We start from the raw sequence: 17,053 nt of genomic DNA, 5'->3' as shown, positions 1-17,053 counted from the left end.
AAGCGTTTATCTTAGCCACTGTCATTTTATTGTAGAATATGAATTATTTTCATAACTCATTATTATAATAACATAAATTTAAAAAATAACAATAAATTTTTTAAATTTTTACAAAAGTAGGGTTTCCTAAAAGATCAATTTGCACTAATTCTAATTCTTTAAATCAATTTGATAATGAATCATAATAATTTTGCTTACCAAATATTTTTTTATTCTTTTCTAGAATAGGAATAAATGCAGTATTTAATAAATTAGCATAAATTGAATTTCCCATTTTTGATTGATAGTACTTATATTCATATTTAGAATCTTTTTGATACCGGGTTAATGAACTTTTATATAATCGTATTCCCCTATTTTTATATTCACTTTTGTTTTTTAAATAATCATTAAATTTAACAAATGCATAATTATATCCCTTTTTTGTTGTACTGTCACTTCAAATATTTAAAAAAGCATATGATGCATTGTTTCAAATTGTCCCTTTACTATCTATAAAGTATTTCTCATTATTAAGAGTATTATTTTTATATAAATCTGGTTCTTTTTTGCTTACTGGCAATTCACTACCCAATAAATCACCAGAACTTTTCTTTTCAATCTTATATGAAGTAAAGGGATATCGGATATTACCCTCCATTGTCTTATTTTGAAGAAGATATTCATCTGGATCTTTAACACCAATGAAAACTGGTATTGCAGTTTTAATTAAATATTCCTCTTTGGTTTTTTTATCAATAATGTTTTGAGAAATAACTTTCTTTTCTAATTCTAATGGCATTCGTTGATCAATAATAGTATTTAAATTATCTATTAAACTATAATGAATACTCTTAGAACTTTGATTTTCCTTAATTGATAAAAGTCTTTTTTCAATGTTTGGAACATAAATATTACTTTTACCTGTTCATTTTTTAATTAATTCATCATATAATTCATTTCACTCTTTATCTGATAATTTATTTTTATAATTAATTAACATTACAATGTCATTTGCAAATTGTACTTCAGAAAAATTATTAAAATTTGAAATAATAATTGCGTCAACAGCATGATGCCATGGTGTAATCTCACGAACTTTTTTCTCTAATCCTCATGGTGAATTTCTTAACCACATTCGTCTAAAGCGAGAAGTAACTGCACCATTAAGCGCTATTACATTAGGAATTGCCAAACCAAAACGTTTTTGAAGAGCAAATTCAATTTTTAATCAATTCATTACATAACGAGTTATATATCTCGTATCATTTAAATTACGAGAAACAAATCCTTCTAAAATTTCATCGTTATCAGTCGGACATAGTAAGTATTCAGCTTTCTTCAAACTAATAGTTTTTTGTGTCAAAAAGTAATTAACTCTATTTTTATATTTTTTATAAACTTCTTCTCCTAATGATTTAATATATTCATTAGCTAAACGATTCCCTTTTTCCTGATTTTCCTTATTAAAAACTAAAACTTTGTTATTAAATGAATCATCTGCCAATTTAGAATATGGAATAATATGATCAATTTGTAAAACATTTGGTTTGGTCAAATCTCCTATTGAAATTTCATCTCCTGAATACATTGATTTTTTATTTTGTTGAATCCACAATTTATATTTTAAAATATTACTATCATTAACAGTAATGCCATTTGCCATTAAAAATTCTTTTGCTTTAGCATTTTCTTTAATATTATTTTCTTGTTTATCAATTAAATGTTTCCGGTCTTTAAATGCCATTCCCATATCTCTTGTTAACTCAATATTAATTTGATCAATATAATGATATTTTGCAAACAAAGCTTTAATCACTTTTCTTGTTTGGTTAATGGCACGAAATACTATTGGGTTTCGTCATAAGTCTGGGTCAATAATTGGGGCAAACATCTCGAATTTTTTATCACCATTAAGATATTTTTGATAACGCTTTTCATATGATTCTGGTAATTCAAAAACTTGCTCTTTAATAAATTGCGCTTGAAATTTTCCATATGGAATTCCCTCTAAAGATCCATTAATTGCTTTTTGCATCCAAGTAAATGATGTTCTTGCCGTAGTTGACAAACTAGGATTTGGTTTTAATAATAAATTTAATTTTTCTTCTAACAAATTAATATTGTGCTTTACTAATCACTGATTTATTGCATTTCTTTTTCTTTCTGGGGTAATATTAGTATGAATAATTTTTCCTAATTCATGATAAATATTATTTTCTAAATTAAATATATCAATTTCTTTTAAAACATCATGACCAAAAACATCTTTTAATAAGTTTAAATAATTAGTTTTTAACTCAATATTTTTATAAGCATTTCCATTAATTAAATTTTTATCATCAATATATTTTCCTAGAATTTCTTTTAGTAATGTCTTACCCCTTTTATTTTTTTCATTATACAAAAAAGAAGTAAGAATTTCATTAATTAGTTCAACATTGCCTTCAATAAATTGACTAATTTTAGAAAGTTCTGAAATAATATGAAATAAATCAAATAAAATTGATGATTTATAACCAACTGATAAATTTGTTAAAAAAGTACATCTACCTTCTAATTGAGTAAAATTTTTTGAAAATTGTTTATTTTTTAATTTATATTTTTCTCTTAATTCCACTTTTTTAGGACCTGGACCATCTTCAAAATCACGCTGACGAAAAATAATTTCTAAAGCTAAAACTCTAATCTCTTCTGTTAAACTTGGATAAAATTCTGCTTGTTTTTTAAGCAATAAATCAATTTCCTTTTTATAATCATCTCTTGCAAAAAGAAACTGAAAATTGGTCTCATTTTCCTTGCCACCTTTATTTCGTACTAAAATTGCTTGTTGATTTTGCGGGTCACGAAACTTTTTATTAGTAATAATTTCTTGTGAAAGTGTTAAACCAGGTTCAATTGTTGCATTTTGAATTGCGGTATCTAATTTTGTTTCTTTTTTCTTAGTGTCGCCATCCATTTCAAATGCAAATTTGTCCTTATATCCGCGTCGATTAGCAACATGAATTAATGATCAAACTAACTCTTCTTGTGTCAACTTTTCTGTCACACCAATGCTTCGTAAAAAATATGGGTTATATAATTCTTCTCTTTTAAAATTTTCAACTAAATTAGTAGCAGCATGCTTATTCATATACGCTTCTAATGATTGTTTATTGATAAAATTAATTTTTTCAAATAATAATATTAAGTCTTTTTTACGAGTTTTTCTTCTTCTAATTAGTCTTCGAGCACTACGTTTCATTCTTCGCATTGTAGCATTAGTAGTACCATCCTTGGGATGTTCAGGTGTTTGAAATAAACGAACACCAAAATCTTCTAAAATTCATTTATCCTCAAAAGTTTGAGCTGTTATTGCTCAACCACAAGATGAAATTCCTAAATCTAATCCTAAAATTAATTTTTTATACTTCATTTTTCCTCCTATAAATAACATAAAAAATATAAAATAATACTTATTTTTTATGTTTAATATTTCATTATCAAATGTATTCTTGTTAAATTATAATAAATAAATTAATAGTTCATCATTGGTCTTCTCACCATATACTTATAGTTGTTCATATGTTTTAAAGTGTATACAATAATTTACCACTTATATTCTTATTATAACGAAAAATATTTTTCATTAAATAAAAAAATACTTTTTTCTTTTCTTCTAAAACTAAAAAGTATTTTAAAATAAATTCCAAAATAAATTATATTCTGCAAATAATTTGATACTTTTCTTAACTGATAGTTTTATGGATTATAATGATTTATGTGTAAAAATTTACACACTCTACACAAAAAAACTTTTGAAAACAAGTTATCAAAGGCAACAATAAATCTCATTATTACAATAACCAAGTTTAAAAATAGAAATTACAATTAGGACCGTAACCTCTATTCTTAAGTTAGTTTAATCTTTTCTTGAAAAAGAATTTACTACTTGGTCAAGATTTTGAGTAATAAAAGCACCTTGATTAAGCTAATCAAGGTGCTTTTATTTTGGTTTTATTTTAGAAGATGGTTTTAATAGTTAAACATTATTGTTTCGTGCAAGAATATTTGCCTTTCATAAGTCAATCTTCAGAAACTTTGCTAAAATTTTTTTGAAAACATTAACATATGGCCCGGAAATAAAAATAAAGGCCATTGTCCCAAAACTAAAATTAGTAAATAAAAAGTTTCATTTATCATTATTCAACGGTAAGAAAACTCAGAAAATAAACCCTGGAATAACCATCATTACATCTAATAAGATCCGCGCAACCGGATATTTTAATTTTGTTAACTTAATAAATGCTTCACAAATATGATTATAAGGACCATATCATGTCTTACTATAAATTCAAATTGCTAAGCCAAGACAATATAACGAAAAACCACCTAAAAATAATCATGCGGCAATTCCCCCAGAACTTTCAGCTCATTGTTGAATCCGAACCGCAGAAATAATATATTGTCAATTGAAATGAATTAATAATGGTAATAGTCAAGCTAAAACTAAATCACCAAGAATCATAATTGTAAACTTAACTCAAATTTGGCGATCCTTTGTGTTTCGATATGCTTTAATATTTACAATTAACATAAAGATAATTGTAAAAAAAACTAGAATTAAAAAGTACATTCATAAAGCTAATGCATAATGCGCAGTCAGCACCGTATCTTGGAGATGACCATTAGCATAGTTACCATACATTAATGCTAACAAAGCAAAAATCGTAAAATCAATTTGACTAGCCCCAGTACTAGTTGGCGCATAAATTGCAATCCCTAATGATGTCAAATAAATTCCAACAAAAAACAAAAAACCTTGTAGCAAAAAAATATGTCATAACTGCTGTCATTGCTGTTTCATCTTATTAAATCATTTTTTCATAGTGTCATCAATAGCTTTCTTTCTAGCACTTTAATTGTACTAAGTAAGACAGTAAATACAAGATTATTTAAACTAAAAAGTAGTATTTTTGGTTTAAAATACTACTTTTATTGCTAAATTAGAAAGTTATAAGAGGTATAAAGTTAATATAAAAATAATATTGTTATGAAGTTAACAATTAAAGAACTTTTGTACTTCACCACGTAATGAAGTTAATAATAAGACGGGAAAAATAACACCAGAAAGAAAAGAAAGAGCTAAAAAATATGAAATAATACTAACATATAACTGCACTTTTTTATTTTTTGAATTAAGTGCAAGTAACCCTAACCAAAAGGAAGTTAAGCTTGCAATAAAAAGACTGACAATTGTTAGAAATGTTTCTGATGACATTTTTGTTATTGTTAACTCGACCTTTTTTGTTATAAAAAAATTAAACCCTGATGGTAATAAAATAACATATAGTAGTCATACTATTATTACCAAATTAAAAATTCACAGCCCGTGCCGTCCAACTTTATTATATTTATTGTTATAATTTTGTAGATCAAAAGTATAACTTTCTTGACAACTAGGGTCAAGATATAATAAAAGACCCGGAAAAAACATTACCACGGAAGGAAGCACACTAATCAAAATCACGATTGGCCGAATAAATTTTGCTTTTTTAGTTCTAATGCAAAAAATAACAAGGTTACAAATAAAACCAAAAAAAGTAAAACTAACCAAAATCATACAATATGCTCATAATAACGAATAATTAAAATAATAACTTGTAATTTCACCACCATCTGTTGTTGCTATTTGATAGAACAAAAAGAATGGAAAAATTGCTAAAACACTAACTTGATAAAGTCCTATTATTCACATGCCTCATAAGAATAATTTATAATTTTTCATTCCGATAATTCTTTGTTATTAACGATGTGAAAATCAAACTGGAGTCACTAAATAAAAATGAACTATCATGCCATCGTTGGTGTCTCAATCATTTCCAATTAAACTTAATATTCCACTAGCAATCGCCATAATTGTTCCATAGGGTGTTTGGGCTAATCCATCAGCAAAAATACTAGTAGCATTGCCCCCATTGGTTAATAAATTATAGACTTGATCACATCTTCATTTGGCAATGTGTAGTTTTCAATATCCAAACCAATATCACTTTGCTTCTTGCATAAATCCATTTTGTCAACCATAACCAAGGTCATTAACAAAATATGGAACATCAGCATTAAACTTCAGGATACCTACCTGGTCCATTACTTCTAAATAAGTAAGATATTCATTACTTGTTAAAAGTTGATAGGCCACTGTACTTCATAACGATTGATTTAATTGTTGACGATCAATTTTAATTTTATTTTCTATTTTTCTAATTGCAGTTAATAAATTATTATGTTGTTCAACACTAATTAAATTATCATTCTGCATTGTCTTTTGAACAGAAGTTATCTTACTTGTTGTTAGCGCCATCCGTTGCTTTGGTTCTATTTCTTGTTTATGAAAACTCTCATCTGTTATATTAATTGTTAGGGTTGTTAATGAAATGATACTAAAAAGCATTAATAACTTTTTCATTATTAAACTTCCCTTCTATTTAAGCTTGATATTATTTTTTAAAGACTTAAACAATTAATAAACAATTATCATAATTTTTTCTTATTTTTATTGTAGCATAAAAAAATAATTCTTATTGAATTAATCAATAAGAATCATCATAATTTATTAAATCAGCAAGTTCTTTTCTGCAAAATTTAAATCTCATTTTTTAGCAAAAGCTAACGTTTTTTGTTGATATCCTTTTTGATCAACAACAAGCGCGCCAGTATGTTCTGCCTTATTAACTAAAAAGATTTCACTCTTTTGACTTTCTTGTTGTTGTAAATAATGCATCACAACGGAATTATGATACTTTACAAAACTATCCTTGGTTCCATGAATAAATAAAATTGGTAAATCTTTTATTCGTTGATTCTCTTTTAATAAATTCATATGTTTTAAATTTGTTTTTGAATGCTTACGAAAATTATGATTAATTCCCAACGACATTAATCATCACGGCAACTTAACATATTTTCGTAAAAAAGCACGAATTTGTTGCACTGGTTGCGAAAATGGACAATCAACAATTAACCAATCAATTTTATTTTCATAATAAAACTGATGAGCAAATCATAATGCTGTTGATGCCCCCATACTAATCCCAAAGACACCAATCACCCTTGGGTTTTTATTTTGTTTTAACCATGTAATTAAAAAGTTTAAAATAATTGAATTAGTAACACCTAAATCAGATTTATGCCCATAAGTATTCCCGTGTGCATAAGCATCAAAGGTTAAAATATTATATCCCGCTTGATAAAAGTGATAAATATTTCGTAAGCCAATATATTTATTTCGTTTAAAACCATGTAATCCAACAACTCATTTATTAGAAGTTGGATGTTCTAACATTAAAGTACTAATTTTATTATTATTAAACTCAATAAATGATTCTTGTAAATGACTTTTATTAATAACAAAATTTTGTAATTTCTTTGCTTTAACATCAGCTTCTAATTGTTGTAAAGTATTTAATTCAACATTATTTTCATCAACCCCACTTCGTTTATACTTAAAAAGATATGGGACAAATACTTTTGAACAAATAAAGGATAGTAATAAAACAATTGGGAAAAAAATAATTACTAAGACAACTTTAAAAAAAGTATAATTATATTGTCTTAATTTTCGTAAACTTTTTTTATAATTTGCCTCCATTGTTCCACCACCAATATGTTTAATATTTAATATATAATCATTAATTATACAACAAAAAGAAAAAAAACTTAATTAAATTAAAAATTTAATTAAGCAATTTTACTTTGTTAACCACTTTATTTAAGATTATTTTTATTAACATAATAAAAATAGCAAAAAGATTTATTAGACAAATACATTGAATTAGAATTCTCGTTTGATTCTTTACAGATATTTCTAAATCAATCATAAAAGAAAGATTTATCTGCATTAATCAAATTAAAACTATAAAACTACCAATAATTGATAATAACAAATGAACAAAATTATAACTTGCAAAAAAGATTGGCTTATTATTAAAATTAGCTGGAATAAGTTCCTGTAAGGGATAACCTAACAAGGTTCAAAAATTAATATAAAATATAACAAAGTACGAAATTACAAAACAATATCCACAAAATAATGACAGTCACATTATTAATTTTCAAAACAATATTTGTGTTGTTTTAAATTTAACTATATTATCAAAATTTGAAATTTGATAAATAGAATTAACATATTGTTTTAAATAAGAATTGTTTTTGCACTTCAAGCTAAAACAAAGTTAATTATATAAAGTAAAAATAAAGTGGCAATCATTAATACAAAAATTTTATTTATAAAATGATAATCTAAAAATAATAAAATTGGTGTTAAATAAGTAATTACAAAAATATCAAAAATTTGTTTATAAAATCATTTTTCTTGTTTTAATTTAATAAAATAATTAATTCCTATTACTAAATTTTGAAATCGCTTTGGTACTAATCAATATCAAATATAACTTTTATAAAACCGGATGCTCTTTTTACAATAAAATATTTAAAATATCAATCAATAATATTAATTAGTATTGCAAATAAAATACTGATTAAAATATAAACTAAAAATGTTAAAATTGTAATTTTTACTGTAAAAAAAATGATTATTTGAAACAAAATTATTATAATTAAATTTAATCAAAAGCGCATTAAAATACTATCTTTAACTAAAGCAGAATTTGATTTTATATTCATTATTGATCTCAACACCCTGTCATAATTCCCACTCATAGCATTCTAAATATAATCCCTTTTTTAACTCAAAATTGACGTCCTAACAAACAACCAGCAACTTGTGTTCCCAAAACACCTGCGGCAATTAAACCAATTTTAGGAATTAATAATATCTTAGGAAATTTTATAGCAAGATAACTTATTACGTATCCTCCCATTTTTGTTACTGAAATTCCCGTAATACTATCTCTTGCAATTGCATAACCATGTTTATTTAAAGTAAATTTAAAACTTTCTCAAGTAATTCATCATTTAAATCCTCATCAAAAAGTTTCAAATGCTGTTGTCTGACTTATGTTAGCATCTTGTTCTAGCACCTGATATATTCGTTGTCTTTGATAATTTATAAATGCTGTTATTATTTCATTATTATTTGATTTTTGTAATTCAGGTTTTTTAATTAAGAATATTTTAATTTCATTAATTAAATTTTCTAAAAAAAGTGGAAATAATTTATCTTCAAAATTATTTAAATAATTCTTAGCAATATTTTTGTCCTTATCAATAACTTTGTTAGTTTCTACAATATTTAACGGAGCAACAACACCTATTGTTGCTACACTTAAAATACATAATAACTTTTTCATTATAATAATCTCCTTATAAATTATTATTATTATTATTATCTAAATTTTATTATTTAAATTATTAATGTAGAATTCTCATAGTCTTTAATTTAATATTATCATTTATTTATTTTAATACTCATTATTTTCAAAAAGCATTATAATTAAACTAAAAATTTTACAGGTGATTTACCAAATTTTGTAAAAATTCTTTCATTTGTAAACCACCCTATTTAAAATTATTTTTATTAATTTACTTAGCATATTCTTGTTCTTTTCTTTTAAGATACTCTTCAATATCATGTTCCTTTTTATATTCTAACTTTTTATTATAAAACTCAGATCATGCTCTTGCATATTCATCCACATAAATTAAACAAGAGATATAATTTATACACGTTTTTTTAGCGGTTGCAGCATTTTTAAATTCAAAAGAAAAGCCTTCTTTATTTTTATAAATTTTAGTTTCTAGATTATGCATACATCAAATTTTTTTTGACATAAAAAACAACATTTTATGAAATTGATATATTTCCAATAAATCAGTAAAGTCTTTTGTTTCCTCTAAGATATCTAATATAATTGCCTGTAATGGCATATTTAAAAGCTTTAAAATTTTATTTACAATATTTCTAATTATATATACAAATTTAAAGAAATTTATGTTACTATACGTACTATTTATTTTATTAAATAACTTTTCATCATATGTTTCTTCTAACTTGCTACTATCTTTAAAAATATAATCAGAGTTCTCAATTGAAAATATTGGAACTATATCAATTTTAATTTGATCTTTTCCCAAAATTTGTATTGATTTATTTTTGTTTTCTATTACTTTGTTTTCTTCAATATTTTTTTAAAAAAATATAGATACTTTCTTTTATTTTTTTAAATTTTTAATATCCAATTTACTTTCATTATATTTTATCAGAATGTCTAAATCGTTATCTTTCCAGTTCTTCTTAAAATAAACAGTTTTTGTTTTTATTGAACCTTTTAATTCTATTTGATCTTCAGAAATAAAATTATTTTTAGTCAAAATAAGTTTAATACTCTTAAATTTTTTTAACATTTTTTCATAATTAAAATCAAATTGATTTATTTTTTTGAGATTTTTATATAAACATATATAATCCATAATCTTATTCTCCAACTATCTTTAACATTTACCTTATATACATAAATAAGTGCTATTTAAATTAATGTAAAATTCTCATAGTCTTTAATTTAATACTATCATTTATTTATTTTAATGCTAATTATTTTCAAAAAGCATTATAATTAAATTAGATAACCTTACCAAAAATTATCAAAAAATAATATTAATTAAAATGTTTGTTAATAATTCTTAGCAAATTATTTGCAAATATATTATTTAATATTTATAAAGGAAGGAATTTATTTATGTTAATTGCACATCGAGGCTTTCGTAGTCCCACCGGAGAAAACCGTATGGTTGATTTTATTAATGCATTAAAAACTTGTCCTGGCGTTGAATTTGATATTCGTATGACTAAAGATCGTCAAATTATTATTTTTCATGACCATAATTTTAAAAGAATTGGCAATGTGAATAAAACTGTTCGTCATTTTACCTATCAAGAAATTAAAGAACTTGATTTTTTTAAAAAAAATCCGAAATTTTTGCCACCCTTATTTATTGATGATTTTATTAATAAAATTGCTAAACAATATCAAATAATTAATGTTGAAATCAAACCAGATCGTTATAATGAACAAGAATTTAATTTAATTAAACAAGCATTGTTACTACTGCAGACAAAAACAAAAGCAGAAATTATTGTTTCTTCGTTTGGCTATGAAGCTTTAAAATTTATTAGTAATTTGCACAGTCCTTTGAAAAAAGGTTATTTAATTGAGAGTTTAAAAGATATTGATCAAACATTAATTACCAAGTTTGATTATTTGCATCCATCAATTGCAATAGCAAAACAAAAAAAGAATGTTGCTCTTATTAAAAACCTTAATTTACCATTAAATATTTGAACTTTTAAAAATGCAAAGGATCTTAAAATTATTAATAATTTATATCCCCCCGATTTTATCCATAGTTATATTAGTGACATTGCAACCTTAAATCCTACCTTAAAATAATATTTTATTTTGAAAGGAGACAAAATGAAAACATCAGAACAACAACAAAAAATTAGTATTAAGGTAATATGAATTATTGCCATTTTAGCACTAGCTGATGTCTTAGTAATGGCAGTGCCATTTTACTTAAAAAACGTTATTTCCTCGGTAAAAATTTCACAAGGATTAGGAATTAGCGCATCACAGTTTTCACAAGCTAATGCTATTTATGGATATGTAGCATTATTAAGTTATTTTGTTGGCGGTTATTTTGCTGATCGCTTTAATTTAAAAAAATTAACGTTAATTGGTTTAGCTGGGATTGGTGTTGTTAGTATTTGATATGGTTTAATCCCTTTTATTACTAATGGCAAAATTATTCAAGTTTATGTTATTTTTTCCTTATGAAGTTTTATTACTTGTTTTATTTTCTGAAGTGCACTATGAAAATTGTTATCAGAACAAGGAACCCCAGCTGAAAACGGCAAACTAAATGGCATTCATGGCAGTTTAAATGGATTAATTGGAACCGTTTTAATTGCAATTGCTTATTTAGTTTTTTGATTATTTGAAAATGTTTGAACCGAATCATTAGGACATTGAGCTTTTAGTACTCTTGTCTTTATTTTTTCGGGATTAATTTTTATTAATTGTATTTTATTATGAAAGTTTGTTCCTAATCTAAATCACAATTCAAATCAAAATAATAATTTTGATATCAAAGAATTAGGTAAAACACTAAAAAATTTTAAATTATGAATTGTTACCTTATTAATTATGGGCGTATATATGTACCAATCTGGCTTAAGTGTTTTTGTAACCTTTATGCAAGATGCTTTAAAAATTCTACCGATTATTGTTGTTGTAGCAGGAATTTTACGAACATATTTTTTCCGGTTTCTCTTCAGTGCTCCGGCTGGTAAACTAGCTGATCGTACCCAAAAATATATTTTATTTATTGTAATTGGGTTAAGTTTAGCATCAATAATTACCATTACTGCAATTAGTTTACCTGGTTATTATGAAACCTCATTTGAACAAATGTCATCAACTTGAAAAATTGTTATTCAAGTTTTAATTGTGCTTCTCTATTTAACATTAGGAATTATTTGTTGATCATTAGTTACAAACCGTTGAGCAACAATTTATGAAATCAATATTAGTCAAAAAGAATACGCCGCTTCTGTTGGATTAATTTCATTTATTGCTTTTTCACCTGATGCTTGGTTTTGACAAATTGATTCAATCCTATTAAAAAAATATGGAACAGAAGCTGGTTATCTAACTAATAAATTAGCAAACCAAATTAGTTTAGCAATTATTACGGCGATTGGCCTGTTTGCTGCATTAGCAGGCATCTTATTATTGTTAATCTTAAAAAGAGAAAAACATTACAACCAACAAGAACAACTTGCCACTCTTTAATTTTAAAAATAAAAAGAACTGTTAACAGTTCTTTTTATTAAATAACATTTATTTTATTCTTTTTCATCTGGTTCTTGTAAATCCCCTTCTGCTTGATAAGCTTCTTGGCGAATATGCTTAGCATCCTGATAATTTGGATTATCTTGATGATTATAAATTTTTTGATTACGAATTAAATAACAATCTAATTCAGTTTGAATTTCTTTTACGACATAATTTCAATCATCAGTTACCATAAAAGGAGCATCTAACTCTGCTTGTAACTGGGGATTTGTTTTTAAGCGAGCTTGATATTTTTTTCAATAGTATGTGTAATACCAAATAATAGCAAAACTAATCATTCCAACAATATAAGCAATTTCTAATGTATTTGAAACAATTGTTGCAATTCCTTTTGACGCATCAGTATTTAACTGATTAATCGCTTTATCATATGAATGTCCTAAATCAATAAAGAATTGCACAAATTGTCAAATTAAGAAAACCAAGACTAATGACCAGGCAACCATTTCTCAAACTTTTACGCGCATTTTTTTCGTAAATCCTAATTTCAAGGCAACCATTATTACAAACGAATAAATAATAATCATAATTAATGATGCTTCACCAGTAATTGCAGCATATGAAAAAACAGCATTCCCACCCGTTGCCCCCTAAATAATATCGGGGATAAATAACCAAATCATAGCAAAGATGAAAGTAATTACTAAGTTTAAAAACGAAGCTTTAAAGGGAATTCCATCCTTATTTAATTCTTTATATTTACTTGGCATTAAACCTTCGACAGCAAATGGTTCTAAAATTGCTCCTGAATATAAAGCATTTTGCATTCCCACATTTGCTTTCAATGAAATGGTACAAATTAACATAATAATTACACCAGCATAATAAATTCATTTCCCAGTATGATTACCTAGTAATCGAAAAATCTGTAAATTTGGATTATTGGTAAATGCTCCGGCAACTGCTCCTAACATTAAAATTGTAACAATAACATAAAAGACAATTGCTAAAGCCATCGTTCAAATAATACTACGTCCAATATTACGTTCCGGATTACGAACATTTTTCCCAATTGTGGCATATGTTTCAAATCCTAAAAAGAAAAAGAAACACGAGGTAAAAGCAATGGAAAAATTAGTTGGATTTAAAGTAGTATACTTTGAACTGGCATTCACATCTCACGCTGAAGTTCCATTAATCGCAAATAAAGCAATCAATGCAATAATTAATAATCCTGTTGAACCTCATTTAATATAACTAGAAGCATTTAAATAACGTTTTAATAAGCGCATTCCTAAAAATAAGGTACATGATACTAACATATAAACCATAATTCCAATTGCATCTCAAGTTAAGTTTGCTCAATTCCCTAACATATCTTTGGTATCAAGAAAGGTTCCTGAACCAACAAAGTTTAACCGAATCATAGAAACAATTTGTGAAGTCACAATAATTGGTAATGTTGTATATTGTAAGAATGAAATTAATCATCCTCAAAATTTCCCAAAGTTTGTTCGAACATAAATATAACTAGCACCATTCCCGGCAGGGTGCACTTGTGATAACTTATTAAATGCTCATGCACAAGTTCCCGCTACTAAACCTTCGACTAAAAAGATTCAAATCATATTCATTCCTAAAAACTGTCCAGTTTGGTCAGCTTCTGAAAACATCATTGTGGCATAAACTGAAGTAAAAGCAATTCCACAAGTATAATTAAATCCTAATCAAACTAATTCTGACAGACTAAACTTCTTGCTCTGGGCAACCGTCTTCTGTTGTTCTTTCATTTTTTATAGCCTCTTTCCTAGTTTTTTCAAAATATAAAAATATAATATCGTTTTTTCAATTATTTTTTAACAAAATCATCATTTTTTTAATTATAGCAAATAATTTGTTAAAGATTACTTAATAATTAACAAATTATTTTCCAAATAAAGGTTACTTAACTAACTTTTTTGGGCCTTTGTTGTTTTTTTCAATTGCCGTAAGTTATGAGCTTCAATTAAAGTAATATTTGTTACTTTTTCATGCCCATTAAAAATAATTAATCCCGTAATTAAACAAAAGACTGGTCCAACAATTCAAATTCAAGTAAAGAACATTAAGACAATCATTAATAACGCCCCAGCAATTCGAGCTCCAATTCGACCACGCATAGCATAAATAAAACAAATAACAAAACCAATTAATGCTAAAATGGAAATAAAAATAAAGGCAATTAAGACGCGAGCGTCAATTCTATAGTGATTAATAATTTCAATCCCCGTGACTGCGTCAAAAAAATCTTCAACGAGCGTAGAATAACTAACATACAAAATATTAATAACAATATTAAAACTTAAAACAACAATACCAATAATAAAACCAGTAATTGTAACTTTATTAGTTCGCATTACATATTGAATTGGAACAATTTTAACATTTTTATTTCGATAGTAACGGAAGTACAATAAATTATTAACAAAAATGTAAAAATATTGTAATGATACCGCAACAACACATATGACAACTAAGGCAGTTGCAACCATAATATTACCGCCAGACTGGAAGTAATTTAAGAAAAAATATGGAAATAATGTGTTCGGATCTTTTCCATCTAAATGACGATAAGTTCCTCGTAAAATAATAATTGTTAAATACAATACCATATACAACATAATTAGTCATAAATATTTTTTATGATGTTCTTCATAATAGTAATAATGATCACCAGTTGTTAAAACGTAACTAGTAATCATCGTTACAGGCATAATTAAGTGCAAAATAATTGTTGCAATTCAATGATAAGGACGATATTGTTGGGCTTGATCTTTTTGTCCAACAATTCCAACTCAAAAAACTAACATTGTAATAGTAATATATGTTGTAACTGCTAATTGAATAATATAATGTGGTTTTGTATTTTTAAATTTTGATTCAAATAAATATAAGAAAAAATATAAGGCAACAATATAATTTGTTTGTGTTGTAAAAAATGAATAATAATTTGAAACCCGCTCGCCATAACCTAAATGAGCAAATTTTGGTTGGGGATAATAAATTGCCATTATTAAATCAAGTAGTAAAAACAAACTCAATAAAATTAACGCTGCTAAACGTAAATAAAAATGTACCCGCGGATTCCATTTAAACATGCCAAGACTCCTTCATAGTCAGTATAATACATACATTGTAGTCTCTTTTGTCCTAATTCACAAGTAAATATCATTAAAAAAGTAAAAAAAATTATAACACAAAATAATAAATTTATAATTTATAATTGTCAAAAAATATATTAACTATGTAAAAAGAACAGAAAAAAACAATTCTTGTTTTTTATTTTTAATTTTATTGCTAAATAACAATAAATCTTAACAAAAAAACTTTTTATGTTTGTAAAAAGTGATAAAATTATATTCAATAAAGAGGAGGATTTAAAATGTTTAATTTTAACAATGAAAAATTAAACCAGTTAATTGTGAGTTATATAAATTACAACATTGACCCTAAGCATGATAATGATTTACAAATAACAAAGTTTGATAACAGTAATTTATTTTACCAAATTGATACTCGTCAATTAAAAAATAGTACTAATGGTGTTGTTAGTTTCCATTTAGCAACATCAGAACAATTCGCCAAAGCGGGGGAAATTATTGATGAATTTTATTCAGAAAAAACACCATTCATCTGATGCACCGTTACAATTGATAATAATCAAGGGGAACGATCATTTTTTGAAAAAAGCGGATTAAGTCATTTCCGCACTGGAAATGGGATGTTACTTGATTTAACAACCTTTACCACAACAGTGCAACTATTAGAAAATGAAAAATTCATTGCAGCAACCGATTTAACAGCCCTAAAAGAAATTAATGATACTAAACTTACTAGTGCTAATAATCTTAAAATTGTTAATGATGATGAGTTACCATTAAAAGATCTACCAACACCGACAAGCACAGCAGCCCTAGATCAAACTTATAACCTTTGTTATATTGCCACATTAACCAAAGATGATATCCCTGTTGTAACTGGTATTATTTATTTTGAAGCAGCAATTGCTGTCATTGGTGAAATTGTAAGTTATGATGATGAGCATCCTAATGATGAGAAAAAAATGTTAAACCATTTATTAAGCCAAGCACAAAAAGCAAAATATCAAAGCGTTGGGATTGTTGCCCCAATTGATAAAGTACCTCTATACCAAGAACTTGGTTTTAAACCACAAGATTTATATTTCAACACTTATGTTATGCATTACTCAAAATAATGCATTTTTATTTACACTAAAAAAG

13 protein-coding genes are annotated in these 17,053 nt (G+C 25.6%); 3 read left to right on the top strand and 10 right to left on the bottom strand.

Annotated features, from left to right (window positions below):
• Positions 1-100: 100 nt before the first annotated feature.
• The 7 genes from cas9 to E7Y35_RS06650 form a co-directional block, all read right to left on the bottom strand.
• Positions 101-3,394: a type II CRISPR RNA-guided endonuclease Cas9 gene (cas9, locus tag E7Y35_RS06680; protein ID WP_283272207.1), complete on the bottom strand. Its 3,294-nt coding sequence runs from the start codon at positions 3,392-3,394 to the stop codon at positions 101-103.
• A 606-nt stretch (positions 3,395-4,000) separates the two neighbouring features.
• Entirely contained in the window at positions 4,001-4,846 is an 846-nt protein-coding gene (locus E7Y35_RS06675) for an SPE_1075/MLC_0560 family membrane protein (protein ID WP_283272206.1), read from the bottom strand.
• Positions 4,847-5,017: 171 nt separating this feature from the next.
• Positions 5,018-5,746 carry a hypothetical protein gene (locus tag E7Y35_RS06670; protein ID WP_283272205.1) on the bottom strand — a complete coding sequence of 243 codons (729 nt, stop codon included), beginning with the start codon at positions 5,744-5,746 and terminating at the stop codon, positions 5,018-5,020.
• An 18-nt stretch (positions 5,747-5,764) separates the two neighbouring features.
• Positions 5,765-6,427 carry a hypothetical protein gene (locus E7Y35_RS06665; protein WP_283272204.1) on the bottom strand — a complete coding sequence of 221 codons (663 nt, stop codon included), beginning with the start codon at positions 6,425-6,427 and terminating at the stop codon, positions 5,765-5,767.
• 147 nt (positions 6,428-6,574) lie between these two features.
• Positions 6,575-7,609 (bottom strand): alpha/beta hydrolase, encoded by a 1,035-nt coding sequence (locus E7Y35_RS06660; RefSeq protein ID WP_283272203.1) that lies wholly within the window; start codon positions 7,607-7,609, stop codon positions 6,575-6,577.
• A gap of 1,033 nt (positions 7,610-8,642) precedes the next feature.
• Entirely contained in the window at positions 8,643-9,269 is a 627-nt protein-coding gene (locus E7Y35_RS06655; protein WP_283272202.1) for a hypothetical protein, read from the bottom strand.
• Between the two features lie 232 nt (positions 9,270-9,501).
• Complete coding sequence (locus E7Y35_RS06650) at positions 9,502-10,053, bottom strand: hypothetical protein (protein ID WP_283272201.1); 552 nt, start codon at positions 10,051-10,053, stop codon at positions 9,502-9,504.
• A 602-nt stretch (positions 10,054-10,655) separates the two neighbouring features.
• Between E7Y35_RS06650 and E7Y35_RS06645 the strand changes: the two genes are divergently transcribed.
• Positions 10,656-11,366 (top strand): glycerophosphodiester phosphodiesterase, encoded by a 711-nt coding sequence (locus E7Y35_RS06645; protein ID WP_283272200.1) that lies wholly within the window; start codon positions 10,656-10,658, stop codon positions 11,364-11,366.
• Between the two features lie 24 nt (positions 11,367-11,390).
• Positions 11,391-12,770: an MFS transporter gene (locus E7Y35_RS06640; protein WP_283272199.1), complete on the top strand. Its 1,380-nt coding sequence runs from the start codon at positions 11,391-11,393 to the stop codon at positions 12,768-12,770.
• 53 nt (positions 12,771-12,823) lie between these two features.
• On the opposite strand, the gene E7Y35_RS06635 is transcribed toward E7Y35_RS06640, so the two are convergent.
• The 3 genes from E7Y35_RS06635 to E7Y35_RS06625 all read right to left on the bottom strand — a co-directional run bounded on the left by E7Y35_RS06635 (position 12,824) and on the right by E7Y35_RS06625 (position 15,910).
• Positions 12,824-13,360, bottom strand: a complete 537-nt coding sequence (locus E7Y35_RS06635) for a hypothetical protein (RefSeq protein ID WP_283272198.1) — start codon at positions 13,358-13,360, stop codon at positions 12,824-12,826.
• Positions 13,361-13,423: 63 nt separating this feature from the next.
• Positions 13,424-14,563, bottom strand: coding sequence for an APC family permease (locus tag E7Y35_RS06630; RefSeq protein ID WP_283272196.1), 1,140 nt, complete (start codon positions 14,561-14,563; stop codon positions 13,424-13,426).
• Positions 14,564-14,722: 159 nt separating this feature from the next.
• Positions 14,723-15,910 (bottom strand): hypothetical protein, encoded by a 1,188-nt coding sequence (locus tag E7Y35_RS06625; protein WP_283272195.1) that lies wholly within the window; start codon positions 15,908-15,910, stop codon positions 14,723-14,725.
• Positions 15,911-16,194: 284 nt separating this feature from the next.
• Here E7Y35_RS06625 and E7Y35_RS06620 point away from each other — a divergent pair, with 284 nt between their 5' ends.
• On the top strand, positions 16,195-17,028 hold the full coding sequence (locus E7Y35_RS06620) for a hypothetical protein (RefSeq protein ID WP_283272194.1): 834 nt from the start codon (positions 16,195-16,197) through the stop codon (positions 17,026-17,028).
• The last annotated feature ends 25 nt before the right edge of the window (positions 17,029-17,053 follow it).

This window comes from Spiroplasma sp. SV19 (assembly GCF_030060925.1).
Taxonomy (GTDB): Bacteria; Bacillota_I; Bacilli_A; order Mycoplasmatales; family Mycoplasmataceae; genus Spiroplasma.
Note: the sequence above shows the minus strand (reverse complement) of the source record. Positions and strands in the feature narration are given on the sequence as shown.